Here is a 16604-nt window from a genome sequence, read left to right as displayed (position 1 = left end):
TTCATAATAAATTTGGCAGAGGATTAAAGATTAGTTATTGTGACTAACTCTTTTGGTTAGAACAAGATAAACTTGAGAATCTTCGGTCAAATTTATTGACTCAAAATCAGCTATACTTAATTTAAATGAAACAGCCCTACCCTTAATAAGGGGGGTGCCGATAGGTGGGGGGATCCCCCTTAATAAGGGGGGCTGACGATTTTAACACCTACCTACTTAGCTTGCCGTAACAAGGGAAAATTGCTAGTTTTTGTGGCTCTTCGGTTTGTGTTATGCAATGGACGGGGGTTATAAGGGATGGAACCCTTATATAGAAAGGGATTTAGCGATTTTTGTCAATTGTTTTTTATCTAGAGCGAACTAATCAATTAAGTCTCTTGCCAGATAAGGATTTAGTCGATTTATGCCCCCCTATCGAACCATAACAAGTAACGAAGAGCCGTTTTTGTCTGTGGCTAAAAATACAGACGAAGCAATCATCACCAGCTGACTTTGCCTTTGAGCTTGTTAATTTTTCCCTTACCGATTCCCGATACTCGATCCAAATCTTCTAGGGAAGTAAAGGGTTTTTCTTGCCGGGCTGCGATAATTTTTTCGGCTAATTTGCCACTGATACCGGGTAAAGTATCTAATTCTTCTTTTGTGGCAGTGTTTAAATTAATTAAGCGATCGCTTTTAATTGTTACAGATTGGGGGCAGTTTTTTCTATCCTGTTCGATCCGATTTTTAATAGTTTCCGGCAGTCCTAATTTAGCGGTACGGTAAAGATATTGAAATTCTCGATCGAAATGAGCAGCAACGGTGGGATTATCGATAATAACTAAAGCTTCATCATTTTGATGGTTAGCAGCTTTTGACCAATTATGAGAACCAGTAATCACAATTTTATCATCGATTAAACCGAATTTATGGTGTAATTTATCTCCCGGGGCTAGAGCGGGAACTCCTAGGGTATTAATTGGGTTTTGCCAAGGCTGATTATCTGGTTCATAACGACATTTATTACTGAGAGCAACTCCTAATAAATCTAATCCTTCGCTATAGTATCGGAAGGCAAAACTAGGATCAATTAAAGCTTTAATTTCTATCCCTTTTTGATGTCGTTGGGCGAGAATATTAGCCAAAGGCTGTTCCGTCAGGACAAACAGGGCTAAATTCACGGATTTTTTAGCTTTATTTAAAGTTTCACCGATCAGACCATTGCTAGTAATTGCCCAGGGATAAGCGGTAGAATCGGGGGAAAATTTGACCGTCAGACTACTATTACCGATAGTAATTGTTTGTGGTTTTCTCTGGGGTTTATCTAAGCCAAATTTAGGACTATCTTCCCTTCCCCACATCAGATTAAATTCTCTTTGAAAAACTCTAGCTAGTGGGGGATTAGTAATTACTAATAAGTGATTGGCATTCCCGACAGTTTTGGGATTAGAAAAGTCTCCATGAATATCACTTAAGGTATAGTTAGCTGAACTGATTAAAGTAGTGTAATTATCAATAACCATGAATTTATGGTGCATTAAACCACTACCTTTTGAGCGATCTGCACTATCATCAATTAGGGGAATACCAGCTTTTTTGAGGATAGTAATTGCATCTCTTTGGGCGATTTCCTCTGGACTTAATTTACCATCTCGATTTATATCAACTAAATCAAAAAGATTTTGATAACGTTCCTGTTCTCGATCGCTTGATTTTTCTCGGTTTTTAGCTAAACTATGAATAGGTTTATTGTAAATATTTTCGAGGATAACCCTAACTTTAATTCCCTGCTGCTGACGAGCAACTAAAGCTTGAGCGATGGCGGGTAAACGTAACTCTTGCACCGCTAGATTGATCGAACTTTTTGCCGAGTTAATATTATCAATAATAACCTGTTCTAAATTATCCCCTGGGCGATTAATTTGGCGATAGGGATCGGTATAATTTGAACCCTGGGCCTGATTATAATTAAAATAGACTTGAATATATGGATCTTGGGGCAAGGGTTGGGGACGATTTTGGATAACATTGAGAGAATGACAACCCCACAAAAGAAAAACTGTTCCTAACAAAAATCCTAACTGTTTCATAGTCCGAATTTTTTTTAATCTCAATTTATCTATTGCCATTTTTATCCACATAATTATCATTATCCCAGTATTCAGGAGGAGTCAGGAGAGAATTTTTACCTAAGGAGGTTCTCGGAAATCGGTATGTACTAAATTGATTATAAGTAGTCGGACATAAATTCTGTTGTCTATCTTAAGAAATGTAAATTGCCGCAATTCTGACTGACTACTGACTACTGACTCCTTACCCCACAGTTAACTTTACTTTTGTCCAACTACTTAATCAATCCTGATTCTAGATTGAAGACGATGACTTTGTCCTTGATTGCTTAAATCGCTGACCAAAGATCTGAGATCTAGTTAGTGAATTTTGTTATAATCTAGGGAATAATAGCACTGTTCTTCTAGATCTGGGTTTTACCATGACTGAACTTTTACCCCAATGCAGTAATCTGGCTGGTAATGTTAACAGTATAATTGAACTATTCAAAGGCGAATCCTCTCTCCGCAATCAACAGGATACCAGCAAGATAGAAATTGCCCTACAAAAAGCCATTTCTCCCAAATTTGAAATCGTTTTTGCCGGTGCTTTTAGTGCTGGGAAATCAATGTTAATCAATGCACTTTTAGAGCGAGAATTGCTCTATAGTGCCGAAGGACACGCAACGGGTACAGAATGTTATATTGAGTACGCAGAAGCTGATGAGGAAAGAGTGGTTTTAACCTTTCTCAGCGAAGTAGAAATTCGTACTTTAGTCGATACCGTCTGTCAAAATCTGCAATTAACCAATCCCAGTAACATTAATTCCCCGGAATACTGTAGCCAGTTAAACCAATACTGTCAAAAAATTATCGAACAGGAAGGGGGAGAAGGCAAATCCGAGCGAGCTAAACAAGCTCAGGGTTTAAAATTATTAATTGAAGGATTTACTCAAAATCGTGAGCGGATCCATACGCTGCATAATGCCACCTATTCCATGGAACAATTTCACTTTTCTAATTTAGCAGAAGCGGCAAGTTTTGCCCGTCGTGGTAGCAATAGTGCCGTCTTAAAACGTCTAGAATATTACTGTCATCATCCTCTCCTTAAAGATGGTAACGTTTTGGTAGATTTGCCCGGTATTGATGCCCCAGTCAAAAAAGATGCCGCGTTAGCCTATCGTAAAATAGAGCATCCTGATACTTCGGCAGTGGTTTGTGTTTTAAAAGCTGCTTCTGCGGGAGAATTAGCCACAGAAGAAACGGAATTACTCGAAAAAATTCGCTCTAATGCTGGTATTCGTGATCGAGTTTTTTATGTTTTTAACCGCATTGATGAAACCTGGTACGCAGCCCAACTAAAACAACGTTTAGAAAACCTGATTCAAACGCAATTTCGTGATACTTCCCGCCTCTACAAAACCAGCGGACTTTTAGGATTTTATGGGTATCAGGTAAAAAATCAAACCAATATTAATCAGCGTTATGGTTTAGATTCTATACTTTGCCGAAAGTGTTAAAAATTTAGGAGGACAAGAAGAAACACCGCAATTTGTCAGCGAGTTTAATAACTATTGTGCCAACTCAGGTAAATTACTGGCAACTCCCTTTAAAGTTTCCATCCACGGTTATGAAACTCCTAATAAAAATTATTTCCGAGTTTTAAGCGAGTGGGGAAATCCTTTACTAGAGCAGTTAATTGCTGATAGTGGTATCGCAGAATTTCGCACGGCAATTACTCGTTATCTCACGGAGGAAAAGCGTCCGCAATTGTTTGCAACTTTAGCTGATGATTTACAATCTCTCTGCATTACTCTCAAAAATCATTATCAAGAGATTTATCGTGATTTAGAAAGTCAACCACGAGAAATTGAGGCGATGAAAGCTCTGGAGTTAAATCACCTCAATCAAGAGTTAAAGGAAGTGGGAGAGAAATTAACTAAACATATCGATGGTTATGTCAATGCTGTCGTGGTTAATAGCGATGAAAACTTTGAGGAAGACTTTAAGAAACTGAAAGCGAGAATGGTATCAAGATTGGATGAGTTATTAAATACTTTTTCTGTTAAAAATGCTTACTCGCAAGCGACTTTAACTCATCCTCGCAATGCTACAGCACCTTTATTAGCAGTATTAGTGGAAGCTTTTTATTATCTGTCTAACCAGCTAGAAGATGTGTTAATTGAGGAGTCAACCAGTTTAATTAGTCGCTTTTGTCAGCGTCTTTTAGATGCGGTAAGGCAAGGTGATTATTATCGGCAAGTATATCGTTTATTGGGTAACAATGGTGGCATAGAAAATCAGCTAAAACAGCTAGAATTGCAGTTAATTCATGCCTTGATTTCCGAAGCAAAAACTGAGTGCGATCGCTATGTACGAGAAAATCATAATTTTTACAACGAAGGCACTTTTTCGATCTTTCAATTTCGGCAAACTGTGCAACAAACTGCCCAAGGTTATGACTGTGAAAGTATTCTTGCTGCCGAACCTGCTATCCGTCAATTACTTAAGTTAGATTTTGAGCCAAAAGTATCAGCGACAATTCATAAAAATTTCCGCCAAACTGTTAATAATACTCTGAAAAATCAGTTGATACCAATGGCAAAAAAACAAGCGGATACTATTCTACAACAGTTCAATCAAGCTCGTTCTTATCTAGAACAAACTTTAGAACAGGAAGCGGCGGAAAAAATTGCGAATAATGCCCGCAAACAGGAAGAAATTCACCAAAAAATTGAGGATTATAACCAAGCGATCAACTCTCTCAATACTTGTTTAACTGCTATGGGTTTACAGAAAAATAATTTACCTGTAATTGGTGAACAAGAATTAGAGATTGTCCCTGAAGTTGTTAATCACTCCAGTAATTAATATGGGGAGTGGGAAGGTGGGAAGTGGAGGGAAAACCATCCATCTATCAAAAACCGATTTGCTGTCAAAGCAAAAAATTAATTAAAATTAAAACTCATCGGGGGATAAGCGATCGAAGTCTTGTTATTCTTAAACTGGTAGGTTGCGAGATTTTTTTAGGCTCGCAGCTGAACCCGATCAACCGATAACCGATAGAGGGGTGCAGAATGGGAGAATGGTTAGATTTTATCGATGAAGTGGTCACTGTTAATGGCAAAGGTGAGGAAATTAAACGGGAAAAAGTCACTAATCGAGGTTATAAATATTTTTTAAGCAAAAAAACCTTTTTAGAAATGATTTCTATCCCTAGCGGTCAATACCTCATCGGTGCGCCCAAAAGCGAGTTAGGCTGGAAATTGAGTCAAAGTCCCCAATCTCCGGTTAATATTCAGGCTTTTTGTCTGAGTCGCTACCCAATTACCCAACGACAATGGCGCGAGGTGGCAAAATTAGAACCGGTAAATATTGAACTTAATCCCTATCCGGCCCATTTTGAAGGTTATGATCGCCCAGTAGAACAAATTAACTGGTGGGAAGCGGTGGAATTTTGCGATCGCCTATCCCGTCTCACCGGACTCAATTATCGTTTACCCGCAGAAAAAGAATGGGAATACGCTTGTCGGGGGGGTACATCAACCCCCTTCCACTTTGGCCCGACAATTTCCACTGATTTAGCCAACTATTCCGGGGTGGACTGGGATTATGGCGGGAAAGTGTGCAGTTATGGTCGTTATGGGGAAGGTTCCCTAGGATGCGATCGCAGAGAAACCACACCAGTGGGAATGTTTGCCGTCGCTAACCCTTTCGGACTCTACGACCTGCACGGAAATGTCAGGGAATGGTGTGCAGATTACTGGCGCGATAACTACGAAGCAGCCACAATAGAAGATAAAGACAGACGAGTTTTACGCGGGGGTTCCTGGAATGATGGCCCTAACAAATGTCGCTCGGCCTACCGGGTCAAATTTCTGGCTACTGCTGGACTCTATGATATCGGTTTTCGTGTCGTTAGCGATAATTCCCCTTAAATCTAAAAACCGATCACTGATTACTGGTGACAGGGAGGTGAAAAAATTGAAAATAGAACTACCCCAGCAAATAATCAGTGAGTTTTGTCAGAAATGGCAGATATCTGAAATGTGTTTATTCGGATCGGTTTTGCGGGAAGATTTTCGTCCAGATAGCGATATTGATATACTGGTCAGTTTTCAAGATAGTGTTTCTTGGGGACTTCTGGAGTTTTCGAGGATGAAACGGGAATTAGAGAATGTATTGGGACGGAAAGTTGATTTGCTAACGAAAAAATCGATCGAGCAGAGTCATAATTGGATTCGTCAACGAGAGATTTTAGGGACAGCGCAAGTGATTTATGTGGCGGGATAAGGCTTTTTTACTAGATATTGTCCGAGCAGGTCAATTAGCTCGATAATTTGCCGATCAACTGGCAAAATTTGCAGGTGTTTGTCAGACAAATTTTAAAAATGTACCGCTCCTCGATCGAGAGTTAGAATTGATTTTAGAGACAATAAAGGTGATTTAACCAAATGATTGCTAACTTTGACCATAACTATCTTTCCCCAGAAGATTATTTAGCAACGGAGAGAATAGCTAAAGATAAACACGAATATATTCGCGGTCAAACCTACGCCATGGCTGCTGCAAGTAAGGCCCACGGTATGATTATTATCAACTTAGCCACGCTTTTAAAAAACCAGCTGCGGGGTAGTGGTTGTCTTGTCTATGCCACAGATATGAAAGTTCGTCTAGAAATAGCTAATAGTTATTTTTATCCCGATCTTGTGGTCACTTGCGACTCGCGAGATAATCAGTCTTTCTCAGAAGATTTTATCCGTTATCCGCGCTTGATTGTAGAAGTATTATCCCCCACTACGGCTGCCTTTGCTCGCAACGCGCTCGCGAAGCGAGATCGGGGTGATAAATTTGCCGACTATCGTTCCCTTGAAACTTTAGAAGAATACGTTCTTATCAGTCAAGAACGCATCAGTGTGGATTGTTTTCGTCGCAATGACGAAGGATTCTGGGTTCTTTATCCCTACAGCAAAGGAGCAGATATTTATCTAGCTAGTATCGATTTTCACTGTGCGATCGAATCTTTATATGAAGATATAACAGAAATCTGTTAAAAAATCAGATCAGTTTTTTTCTATGTACTATTTACTTTTTACCTGATTAATGCTTGTCATCCTCTCCGCTATTATTCCAGTGGGTTTTATCATCCTCATCGGTGTGATAGCAGGAAAAATTCTCACTGTTGAAGTGCATTCCCTTTCCCAAATCACGGTGTATATTCTTGCTCCCGCTTTGGTGATTGATGGACTCTATCGCACCACTTTATCCGGCAGCAATATCGGTTTAATTCTCCTAGGCTTTGCCCTTATCTCACTGGTAATGGCGATTGTCGTCGAAATTATCGCCTATTGTCTCAGTCTCGATGCTGATACCCGCAAAAGCCTCATGGCTGCCGCCGTGATGCCTAATAACGGTAATATGGGTTTACCTGTGGCTAGTTTTGCCCTGGGTGCGGCTGGACTGGAAAGAGCGATAATCTATATGATTGGCTCTAGTATTCTTTTATTTGGTATTAGTCCCGCTTATTTGCGAGGAAAAAGCTTTCTTTCAGGATTTCGCTTAGTTTTTCAATTGCCCTTAATCTGGTCAATTTTTATCGGCATTAGCTTTCAAACTTTCTCTTTTCATCTTCCCCTGCAATTAGATAAAAGTATTAGCTATCTAGGACAAGCGGCAATTCCTTTGGCTTTAATTATCCTAGGTATTCAATTATCTCAGCAAAAATTAGCGATCGGTAAATTAGAATTATTAGGAGCAGGTTTGCGTCTTTTAGTCGCTCCTCTTTTGGCATTTGCGATCGGCAATAGTTTAGGATTAACTGGTATGGATCTAAAAATTCTCATCCTACAGAGTGCCATGCCCACCGCCGTTAATACTGTCATTTTAGTCACAGAATTCGGTGGTTCAGCCACTTTGATGGCCCGCACAGTTGTGGTCACTACCCTTGCTAGTTTTCTGACTATTCCTTTCTTTCTTTGGTTATTAAAAGTCTATTTATAGCAGTTATCTTAAGGGTGAGGTACGAAGTTTTCGTTTTGTTAACTGTTGACTGAAAATGCTCCAGCACTCCCTTATCCCTTCTCCACAACTCCCACTCTGCAATAACTACTGGCAGCCAGAAATACGTTGGTTCATATCATACTTTGTGCTTTTTGTCAAAAAAACTTTTTTTTTGCAATAAAACTACACAAAAAAAAGATCATCGTTGTGGGTGAAATTGACTGATTTACCCGTCCTAATTAGGATCACCTTGTAGGTGTGGCAAGGGTTTCAACCGTTGCTGCCCAAAAAAGCACAGTATAACCCATTATGAAATTCAGTAAAATCGCTGTTACCACTGTAACATCGTTGTTAAATAAAAATCTTTCTCAATTAATTCTTAAGAATTTGTAAATATTGCGGAATGTTAATTTAAATATTCTCAAGTTTGTGGAGTCAATCAATAATTTTTGCTTATCTTTGTCCAAAATTGGGTTAGAAGTCAGGAGTCAGGAGTCAGGATTCAGGATTCAGGATTCAGGATTCAGGATTCAGGATTCAGGAGATTATTTTTATTTGTTCTTCCCACACTCTACACCCCACACCCTACACCCCACACCCCACTTCCCCAATTCCCCAATTCCCCACACCCTACACCCCACTTCCCACTTCATAATTCATCCCTTGACTGACCCCAGCAATGGCAGCCAAGAGAAGCCAAACAATAGTATTAATCTTGACGTCGGAGAGGGTGACATCGACGAGATTAAATAAAACGCAAGCACCAAAGGCCACCAGATAGGTAAAGATAATTAACTCACCCCCGGCTTTTTGTTGCCGTAGAAAGATAAATAAACGCCACCCTTGGGCATAAATCCAACCCACCCAAACAGACAATAAAATTAAGCCAATAATTCCCGTTTCTGCCATTAACATCAAATATAAATTATGGGGATGACCTAACCACAATCCCTGACTTTTTTCGTAGAGAGGTGTAAAACTGCGTAATCCCCAACCGAATAGGGGTCTTTCTTGGGTCATTTCTAGAGTAAAACGCCATTGAGTTGATCTGAGAGTCCCTAGAGGGCGATTGGGGAACATTTCATCGGATAATCGCGCCCAAATCGCCCTAGGAACCAAAAAACGCAGACTATCCCTGAAAGGATTTGGTCCCCAAGAAGCAAGAGAAATCACCCCCCCCAAGAGGACAAAACCAGCGACTAAGGCATTCCAACCCAGATAAAGGGCGAAAATTAGGCAACCTAAAAAGGCTAAGGCCCAAGCATTGCGAGAATTGCTTAAAAATAGCCCTACACTATCGATAAATATAGTTAAAGTTAAAAACCCGACTTTGAGATTTAAAAGGTTATTTCTTTGTCTGTGCCACTGCCGCCAAGTTAGAATTAATAAACCGATCGCTAAAATCAGAGTTATAAGCAAATAAGCCCCCAAAAGATTAGCATACATAAAAACCGAAGACATCCGCCCCAAAGGTTCACCCCCCACCCCGTAGGGCCAGGTAAAAATCCCTTTTAATGCTTCTGGTTTTTGCCAACCGAGAAAAATTTGTCCCCATCCCATCACCACTACCCAAACCGACGGAATAACCATCACCCAAGCTAGTTGACGCAATTGAGAGGGTTTTTTAATTAATTGTCTGATATTGCTAAAAAAGAAGAAAAAAGGCAGAAAATTTCCTAAACCAATCCAAGCATCCCCCGGAGTTGGGGAAAGACTGGCACTAATCATTAACCAAAGAGTGACGATACCGAGACCTTGATTGAGACGTGACTGGATAATTGCCCGAAAATTGCCGGTAAAAACCCTAATTAAGACGATAATAATGCCGATACCCGCTAACTCCGGCAGCATCATGGCGATAAAAACTGAAAAAAGTATTAAATTCCACTCCCACCCTTGACTAAAAATCTTTTTCATGTTATGCAGGTTGCCAACAATCCTCACGAGTCAGACGAATTTGGGCAAGGGCAAAAATAGTCGGGATAATCCGGCCGTAATCGGTGGCGATCGCTTTCCAACCGAGATCAGCAATAAACCAACCCCATAAAGCCGGTCCTACCAAACTTAACACGGTTCTGACGGCTCCGTAGCGGGCTGCCGCCCTAGTCATGCCCTGTTTAGCCGTTTGTAGGGCGATTTGATTAACAATTGTCCCACCCTGGACTAGGGCAGTTTTTGCCCCTTGATAGCGGACAAAATGAAGAGCGAACTGCCCGGCGATATGTTTGAGCAGAATCGGTTTCAGGATAGAATTAATGGCGATGACGCTACTGCCTTTGAGGACTATATCAAGGGGATTGTGTTGTAGGTGAACGGGTAAGGGTTGGGGAGTGTGGGAATCCGCGAGCGCTTTTTGAATTTGAATCGAGAGGGATTTTTGTTCCGATGGGGGGAGACGTTTCCAAGCTTTGTTAACGAGGTGAAGATAGATTTCCGCTTCAATTTCCGTTGTCGGCATTTTTTGGGAGTAGGGAACCTTGAGGAAATGACAGACACGGACGAGAATTTGACGATAACTAACTTTTTCGGTTTGACCTTTTAATACTGTCACACCATCGGCAGCCAAATAACGAAAACGATCCTCGACACTATCTAACCAACTATCCCAATCTTGACTTTGAACGGCGATTGCGTCCGGCGCTCGTAGATAATCGAGAGGGTTAAAACGACGGCAAAAGAGGATGTTAGTGATTTGCTGCAGTTCCTCCTCGGTGGCTAACTCCAAAGCTGTGCGTAGTTCGTCCAATGTGGTTTGTCCTCCTCAGCCCCAATAATCAACTTAGTTTCGCTAGTGCTGATTACTACTAATATTAACTCAAGGGTTCACAGGATTAGGAAGGCTAGTGACAAATTTTTCGATTAAGGTTGGGATCATTGGCGCGGGTTTAGCCGGGTTAACCTGCGCTCGTCAGTTGTGCGATCGAGGTTATACTGTTAAGCTATTTGATAAGTCTAGAGGCATTGGTGGTCGTTTAGCCACGCGACGGGTTAATCGAGCTAATCAAGAGATTGCTGTGGATCATGGTTTGCCTTTTTTGACTGTTCAGGGGGAAAAAACGGCGGCTTTAATTGATAATCTTCTGAGAGAGAATATAGTTACTTCTTGGTTTGATTCTAGCTATGTTGCTCCTTCTGGCATCAATAGCGTGGCGAAATTTTTAGCTAAAGGTTTAGAAATTGAACGAGATTTTCTGGTTACTCGTCTGGAAAATCGTCAGGGAAAATGGGTTTTAAACAATAACGGTCAAATTCGGGGGGAGTTTTCGGTGATTGTCCTGGCTATTCCCGCCCCGCAAGCAGCGTTATTGTTAGAAAACTCTCATATAACTACTATGCCAGAATTGCGATCAATCGTTTACGATCCCTGTTTAACGGTTATGGCAGGTTATGGCGATTCTTTACCCGCAGTGACTCCCTCCACCGCTATCGCTTGGTTAGGACTTGATAGCAGTAAACGGCAATCATCCCCTGATTATGTCTTTGTTGTGCATAGTAGTGGAGATTTTGCGGTTAAATATCTCGATAGCGAGGATTTAGAAGCAGTTACGCTAGATTTGCTCGCTCGTGCTTCTTTGACTCTCCCGGATTGGTCTCAGATTCACCGTTGGCGTTATGCTTTAGTCCGTCAGGGTTTAGCTGTACCCTGTTTAAGTGTTAATAGTCCTTTACCTCTAGTTGCCTGTGGTGATTGGTGTCAAGGGGGAGATTTATCGAGAAATTCTTCCCTAGAAACGGCCTTAACTTCTGGGATAGCGGCGGCTAATCAAGTTCAGCAGCTACTCTCTTAAGTGGGTGGGTGGAATCAAATATAAGATGAACGTAGGTTGGGTTGAAGCATGAAACCCAACGTCCTAATCAAGTTCAGCAGCTACTCTCTTAAGAATCTAGAGACAGAACGTAGGTTGGGTTGAAGCATGAAACCCAACGTCCTAATCAAGTTCAGCAGCTACTCTCCTAGAATCTAGAGACAAGTTCAAATTCTTAGGTTAAGCTTAAGTTAACAAAAGGTTAAGTAATATAATAATGTAGGTATCCTATACTGGGGGGTTGGTCACAATGGAAAAATTCAATTCTAAAGATAACTTTCTCTACCCTAAAACCAGCTACAGGGGTTTATTCACGCCACAAAATTTGGTTTTTAATGCTAATTTGCAGGAATTCGCCCTGAGAGTCTCTTTTATCGCTGGTTTGCACAGTGGGGGAAAACTTACCTCCACGGAAGCTTACGAGAAAATTAACCAGCTTTGGCAAGAGTTGAATACCAGTCGAAAATTCCTACTAGCTAATCATTTTGAGGATGATGGAGATTGAGAGATGGGGTTTTTTAGTGATCAGTAAACAGTAATCAGTATCTAAAGTGCTAGACTAACAAAAATGGGTCAAGTAGTTTTTAGTTATGTCAGAGCTTTCTGACCATAGCTGGCTTTCATCTTCTAGATAAAAATGTCAACAAAAGACAACAAGAGGTAATTCTGCCGCTACAATATGATAGCGAGTTGTCAAGAGAACAGTAAAAGAACTGCCAATTGGATCTAGATGCCTCAATATACTACTAAACAAGCAACGGAAAACCCTGTTGTGTCCGACCAGTCCGCCAATAATCCCTTTTCACTATTTGGTCAATTTTGGGAAAGCCTAAAAATTGTCGCTCAACCCTATTGGTATCCAACGGAGTTAAATGGACGCGCCTTTGGAGATGTGATCATTTCTTGGGGAATGTCAGCTTTGATCCTTTTAAGTATCTTGGCAACAGTCGGGGTAGAAGCTTTTAGTAGCTACTGGAATCGTTATGTACTCGATATTATTATTGAAGATAGAGACCTTTCTAAATATCTCAATACGCTGTGGTTATCCAGTTTGTTGATTATAGGAACAACGGGGTTATTTGCTTTTTCTCAATTTATTCGTCGCAAAGTAGCCTTAGATTGGTATAAGTGGTTAACCAAACAAACCGTTAAAAAATATCTCAATTATCGCGCTTATTATAACATTGATTTTACCTCGAACTTAAAAAATCCCGATCAAAGATTATCTCAAGAAATTGAACCAATTACGACCATGACCCTAAGGTTGTTAATTACCTTCGTAGAAAAAGGGTTGCAAATGATTACTTTTGCGATTATTCTTTGGACAATTTCTCGGCAAATTGCGGTTTATCTAATAATTTATACGATCGCAGGAAATTTCATAGCAATTTATCTAACTCAAGAATTAAACAAAATTAATCAATCGGAGCTTAATAATAAAGCTGATTATAATTATGCTTTAACCCATGTGCGTAACCACGCCGAATCAATTGCTTTTTTTCAGGGAGAAGAGCAGGAAGAAAAAATCATTGAAGGCCGTTTTCAACGGGTTATTGAAAGCTCGGAAAAACTTATAAATTGGGAACGGTTTAATAATCTTTTTAATCGAGGTTATCAGTCAGCGATTAGTGTATTTTCAATGTTTATTTTGACCCCGATGTTTATTAAAAATGAAATCGATTATGGGGAAATTAGTCAAGCGAGTTTATGCTGTTTCCTTTTTTCTAATGCCTTGGGACAATTAATTACTGAATGGGGAACATCGGGTAAAGTTTCAAGTTATATTGAACGGTTAGCTACCTTGACAGATGCCTTAAAAGTTGCCAGTGAAGAGCCGAAAAACTTAAGTCGTATTATCACCCTGGAAGATAATCGTCTAGCTTTTGAAAATTTTACCCTACAAACTCCCGATTATGAAAAGGTAATTGTGGAGAATTTATCGGTTTCTGTTCCTTTGGGAGAAAGCCTACTGATTATTGGACCCAGTGGTCGAGGAAAAAGTTCCTTGTTACGAGCAATCGCCGGTTTATGGAAAGCGGGTAGTGGTCGTTTAGTACGTCCTCCTTTAGCTAAAATGTTATTTTTACCCCAACGTCCTTATATTATCCTTGGCACTTTACGGCAGCAATTACTTTATCCCCATACCAATGAGCAGCTGAGCGATGAAGAATTAGAAAATATCTTAAAAAAAGTCAATCTTCAACATTTATTAACCGACAAAAATAGCTTAGATAAAGAAGTCAATTGGGAACAGATTTTATCCCTCGGAGAACAACAAAGATTAGCTTTTGCTCGACTATTAATCACTAAACCCACTTTTACTATCTTAGATGAAGCAACCAGCGCTTTAGATTTGGCCAATGAAGCCAGTTTATATCGGCAATTACAGGAAAGTGAAACCACCTTTATTAGTGTTGGTCATCGGGAAAGTTTATTTAATTATCATCGATGGGTCTTAGAGTTAACAGAAAATTCCCATTGGCAGCTGTCAACTGTAGAAGATTATCAGCGCAAAAAAGTTAATGACATGGTAATGATGTCAAAAAAATCAGAAGATTTTTCGGTGGTAAAAATAGAGCCTTTGTCTGAGGTTAAACCTGAGCATGATGCGGAAATTGCAGGAGTTTCTGAAATAGCCGAAGGTTTGTCCCATCAACAAATGCAGTCCCTAACTGACTATTCTTTAAGTAACGTCCGGAGTCGTGCCAGTTTAGGTAAAATCATTACTGCTAAAGATGGGGTTAATTATCGTTACGATAAAGACCCAAAAACCTTAAAATGGGTGAGAATATAGCTAGGGGCTGCTGAAAAAGTTTTTCGTGGGGGTAGGGTGTGGGGTGTAGGGTGTGGGGTGTGGGGAGTTTTCTCAGTGAACTGATAACTGATAACTGATAACTGATAACTGGTATAGGAGTTTTATCAAATGAAAGCACTGGAAAAACTGGTGACGGAACGATTATATTTAGTCCCCTTAAAGCTTGAACTTCTGAAAGCAGCAATTATAGGTATCGATGAATTAGCAACAATTTTGGGGGTAAAAGTTGCTGCTGACTGGGACGAACAAGAGTTGATTCAAGCTTTCCCTGATATTGCGAATATTTTGCTGCAATTCCCCTTACAAAATGAGTGGGGGTGGGGGAGTTTAATTATTCATCAAGGAGACAACACTCTTATTGGTCATGTGATGGTCAAAATTATTCCTGATGTCACAGGTTTACCCACAGATGCTGTAGAAATTGGCTATCAAGTAGCGCCGTTATATCGACGACAAGGCTATGCATCTGAGGCGACAAAAGCAATGATGGACTGGACACTTTCTCAACCGGGTATGCAAACAGTGACCGCTGGCTGCGCTCCCGATAATATAGCTTCAAAGCGAGTTTTAGAAAAAATCGGCATGAATCTGATAGAAGCGCGAGAGAAAGTCTTGGTCTGGAAATTAAGTAGGGTTTGCGGCAAAAAGTTTGTTGGTGGGGTTAGGAGTCAGTTATCAGTTATCAGTTATCAGTTATCAGTTATCAGTTATCAGTTATCAGTTATCAGTTATCAGTTATCAGTTATCAGTTATCAGTTATCAGTTATCAGTTATCAGTTATCAGTGTTAATCAACTTACCCAGCAAAAACCTGATTCTCTAGTTCTCCTGAGAGGGGGAAGTCTGAAAAATTTTCCCTACACCCCACACCCTCTTTCAAGTCAGGAGTCGGGGGGGGAATCGGGAGTCAGAGCCTCGTCGATGCGATAAAATACTCTGGCTCTGTATTTGTTGGTTTATGAGTTGACGAGGATTTCAGCGATCGCCTGGGAGATGGGAAAATAAGGAGGATAAAGTTCTAGCCAGAAAAACTCGCCAACGGGATTAATTTCTAAAAAGATATAACGTTCATCTGGTGTGACAATCATATCAATTGCACCATAATTAAGACCGAAATATTTCATTAATTCAAGTAGTTGTTTTTCGATAGTTTTCGGTAAATCGTAGGGTTGCCATTGTTGATGGAGCGCTCTTCCCTCTTTTCGCCAATCGTAGATAGCACCGTCTAATTGTTGGGAATTAATCGCCGCCGCAAATATTTGTTCACCGACGATAGTGATGCGTAATTCCAAAGCTTTAGGAATGTTTTCCTGAAAAGTCATTGGACAAAATTGCAAACCTTCCAAATTATCTAGGTCTTCCTTAGTAACAGGACTGGTAAAAACAACCATTTCCTCTTGGTTGTCTCCATAAATAGCAAATTGAGAAAGCATTTTAGTCACAATTCCCGTCGCTTCAAACTCCTGAGCAAATTGCTTGACAGCTTCAGGATTATTAGAAGTTAAAGTCCCCGGAATTAATAAACCTAATTGTCGCGCCACTTGTAACTGCAATTGTTTATGATTGGCATGATCTACCTTCGCAATCGGATCAAGATGAAAGCCAGATAAACTAGCAATCATTCCTCGAATACTTAACCGACATTCCTTAAGAGAAGCTTCGCGAAATTGACGATCCATCCCATCGGGTAATTTTTGTCCGTATCTCATGCGTCGATACCAGACAGCAGAAACTTCTTTTAGCTCTAATTTTTGGTCTCCATCGGTAATAACTCCGCCTTTTTTATACCCTGAGTAAAGATCAACTTTTACCTCTGTCGGGAAGAGATCGGTATCAAAACGGAAGGCTTTTTTACCCATGGCTTCTATGGCTTTGACTACCAGAGGAATACTTTCATTATCGTTGCTAAAAGTAACAAGTAAAACGGTCATAAATCTCCTTGAAAACTTAGGATTAA

At 40.2% G+C, this 16604-nt stretch carries 11 protein-coding genes and 2 pseudogenes; 9 read left to right on the top strand and 4 right to left on the bottom strand.

From position 1 onward, the window contains the following. Positions 1–479: 479 nt before the first annotated feature. On the bottom strand, positions 480–2120 hold the full coding sequence (locus IM509_RS06725) for a DUF655 domain-containing protein (protein WP_072924137.1): 1641 nt from the start codon (positions 2118–2120) through the stop codon (positions 480–482). A gap of 350 nt (positions 2121–2470) precedes the next feature. On the opposite strand from IM509_RS06725, the pseudogene IM509_RS06720 reads away from it, so the two are divergent. The 5 genes and pseudogenes from IM509_RS06720 to IM509_RS06700 all read left to right on the top strand — a co-directional run bounded on the left by IM509_RS06720 (position 2471) and on the right by IM509_RS06700 (position 8027). Continuing rightward, positions 2471–4898, top strand: a pseudogene (locus tag IM509_RS06720) (dynamin family protein). A 206-nt stretch (positions 4899–5104) separates the two neighbouring features. Then, positions 5105–5965: a formylglycine-generating enzyme family protein gene (locus IM509_RS06715; protein WP_072924140.1), complete on the top strand. Its 861-nt coding sequence runs from the start codon at positions 5105–5107 to the stop codon at positions 5963–5965. After that, positions 5925–6320 carry a nucleotidyltransferase family protein gene (locus IM509_RS06710; RefSeq protein WP_072924141.1) on the top strand — a complete coding sequence of 132 codons (396 nt, stop codon included), beginning with the start codon at positions 5925–5927 and terminating at the stop codon, positions 6318–6320. Before IM509_RS06715 ends, IM509_RS06710 begins: the two co-directional genes overlap by 41 nt. A 161-nt stretch (positions 6321–6481) precedes the next feature. Beyond that, on the top strand, positions 6482–7081 hold the full coding sequence (locus IM509_RS06705) for a Uma2 family endonuclease (protein ID WP_052277120.1): 600 nt from the start codon (positions 6482–6484) through the stop codon (positions 7079–7081). Positions 7082–7130: 49 nt separating this feature from the next. Next, the gene (locus tag IM509_RS06700) at positions 7131–8027 is read left to right on the top strand and encodes an AEC family transporter (protein ID WP_052277121.1); all 897 of its coding nucleotides are present in this window, start codon (positions 7131–7133) and stop codon (positions 8025–8027) included. Between the two features lie 630 nt (positions 8028–8657). Here the strand turns inward: IM509_RS06700 and IM509_RS06695 are convergent. Both IM509_RS06695 and IM509_RS06690 read right to left on the bottom strand, forming a co-directional pair. Further along, positions 8658–9944, bottom strand: a complete 1287-nt coding sequence (locus IM509_RS06695; RefSeq protein ID WP_052277122.1) for an O-antigen ligase family protein — start codon at positions 9942–9944, stop codon at positions 8658–8660. A 1-nt stretch (position 9945) separates the two neighbouring features. Further along, complete coding sequence (locus tag IM509_RS06690) at positions 9946–10773, bottom strand: YaaW family protein (RefSeq protein ID WP_002789131.1); 828 nt, start codon at positions 10771–10773, stop codon at positions 9946–9948. A 97-nt stretch (positions 10774–10870) separates the two neighbouring features. Between IM509_RS06690 and IM509_RS06685 the strand changes: the two genes are divergently transcribed. From IM509_RS06685 to IM509_RS06670, 4 genes and pseudogenes are all read left to right on the top strand, one after another. Continuing rightward, the gene (locus IM509_RS06685; RefSeq protein ID WP_185237418.1) at positions 10871–11815 is read left to right on the top strand and encodes an NAD(P)/FAD-dependent oxidoreductase; all 945 of its coding nucleotides are present in this window, start codon (positions 10871–10873) and stop codon (positions 11813–11815) included. Between the two features lie 268 nt (positions 11816–12083). After that, the gene (locus tag IM509_RS06680) at positions 12084–12338 is read left to right on the top strand and encodes a DUF7219 family protein (RefSeq protein ID WP_002734677.1); all 255 of its coding nucleotides are present in this window, start codon (positions 12084–12086) and stop codon (positions 12336–12338) included. 225 nt (positions 12339–12563) lie between these two features. Beyond that, on the top strand, positions 12564–14627 hold the full coding sequence (locus IM509_RS06675; RefSeq protein ID WP_185237417.1) for an ABC transporter ATP-binding protein/permease: 2064 nt from the start codon (positions 12564–12566) through the stop codon (positions 14625–14627). Positions 14628–14756: 129 nt separating this feature from the next. Continuing rightward, positions 14757–15287, top strand: a pseudogene (locus IM509_RS06670) (GNAT family N-acetyltransferase); the annotation flags it as partial. A gap of 316 nt (positions 15288–15603) precedes the next feature. On the opposite strand, the gene IM509_RS06665 reads toward IM509_RS06670, so the two are convergent. Next, positions 15604–16578 (bottom strand): MvdD family ATP-grasp ribosomal peptide maturase, encoded by a 975-nt coding sequence (locus IM509_RS06665; RefSeq protein WP_052277125.1) that lies wholly within the window; start codon positions 16576–16578, stop codon positions 15604–15606. Positions 16579–16604 lie beyond the last annotated feature (26 nt).

This window comes from Microcystis sp. M31BS1 (assembly GCF_020245285.1).
Lineage (GTDB): Bacteria > Cyanobacteriota > Cyanobacteriia > Cyanobacteriales > Microcystaceae > Microcystis > Microcystis panniformis.
Note: the sequence above shows the minus strand (reverse complement) of the source record. Positions and strands in the feature narration are given on the sequence as shown.

Excerpts from the sequence above, each read along its gene's own strand:
- IM509_RS06725 (WP_072924137.1), bottom strand. The coding sequence starts at position 2,120 with ATGTGGATAAAAATGGCAATAGATAAATTGAGATTAAAAAAAATTCGG.
- IM509_RS06710 (WP_072924141.1), top strand. The coding sequence starts at position 5,925 with ATGATATCGGTTTTCGTGTCGTTAGCGATAATTCCCCTTAAATCTAAA.
- IM509_RS06705 (WP_052277120.1), top strand. The coding sequence starts at position 6,482 with ATGATTGCTAACTTTGACCATAACTATCTTTCCCCAGAAGATTATTTA.
- IM509_RS06665 (WP_052277125.1), bottom strand. The coding sequence starts at position 16,578 with ATGACCGTTTTACTTGTTACTTTTAGCAACGATAATGAAAGTATTCCT.
- IM509_RS06695 (WP_052277122.1), bottom strand. The coding sequence starts at position 9,944 with ATGAAAAAGATTTTTAGTCAAGGGTGGGAGTGGAATTTAATACTTTTT.
- IM509_RS06700 (WP_052277121.1), top strand. The coding sequence starts at position 7,131 with ATGCTTGTCATCCTCTCCGCTATTATTCCAGTGGGTTTTATCATCCTC.
- IM509_RS06680 (WP_002734677.1), top strand. The coding sequence starts at position 12,084 with ATGGAAAAATTCAATTCTAAAGATAACTTTCTCTACCCTAAAACCAGC.
- IM509_RS06715 (WP_072924140.1), top strand. The coding sequence starts at position 5,105 with ATGGGAGAATGGTTAGATTTTATCGATGAAGTGGTCACTGTTAATGGC.
- IM509_RS06675 (WP_185237417.1), top strand. The coding sequence starts at position 12,564 with ATGCCTCAATATACTACTAAACAAGCAACGGAAAACCCTGTTGTGTCC.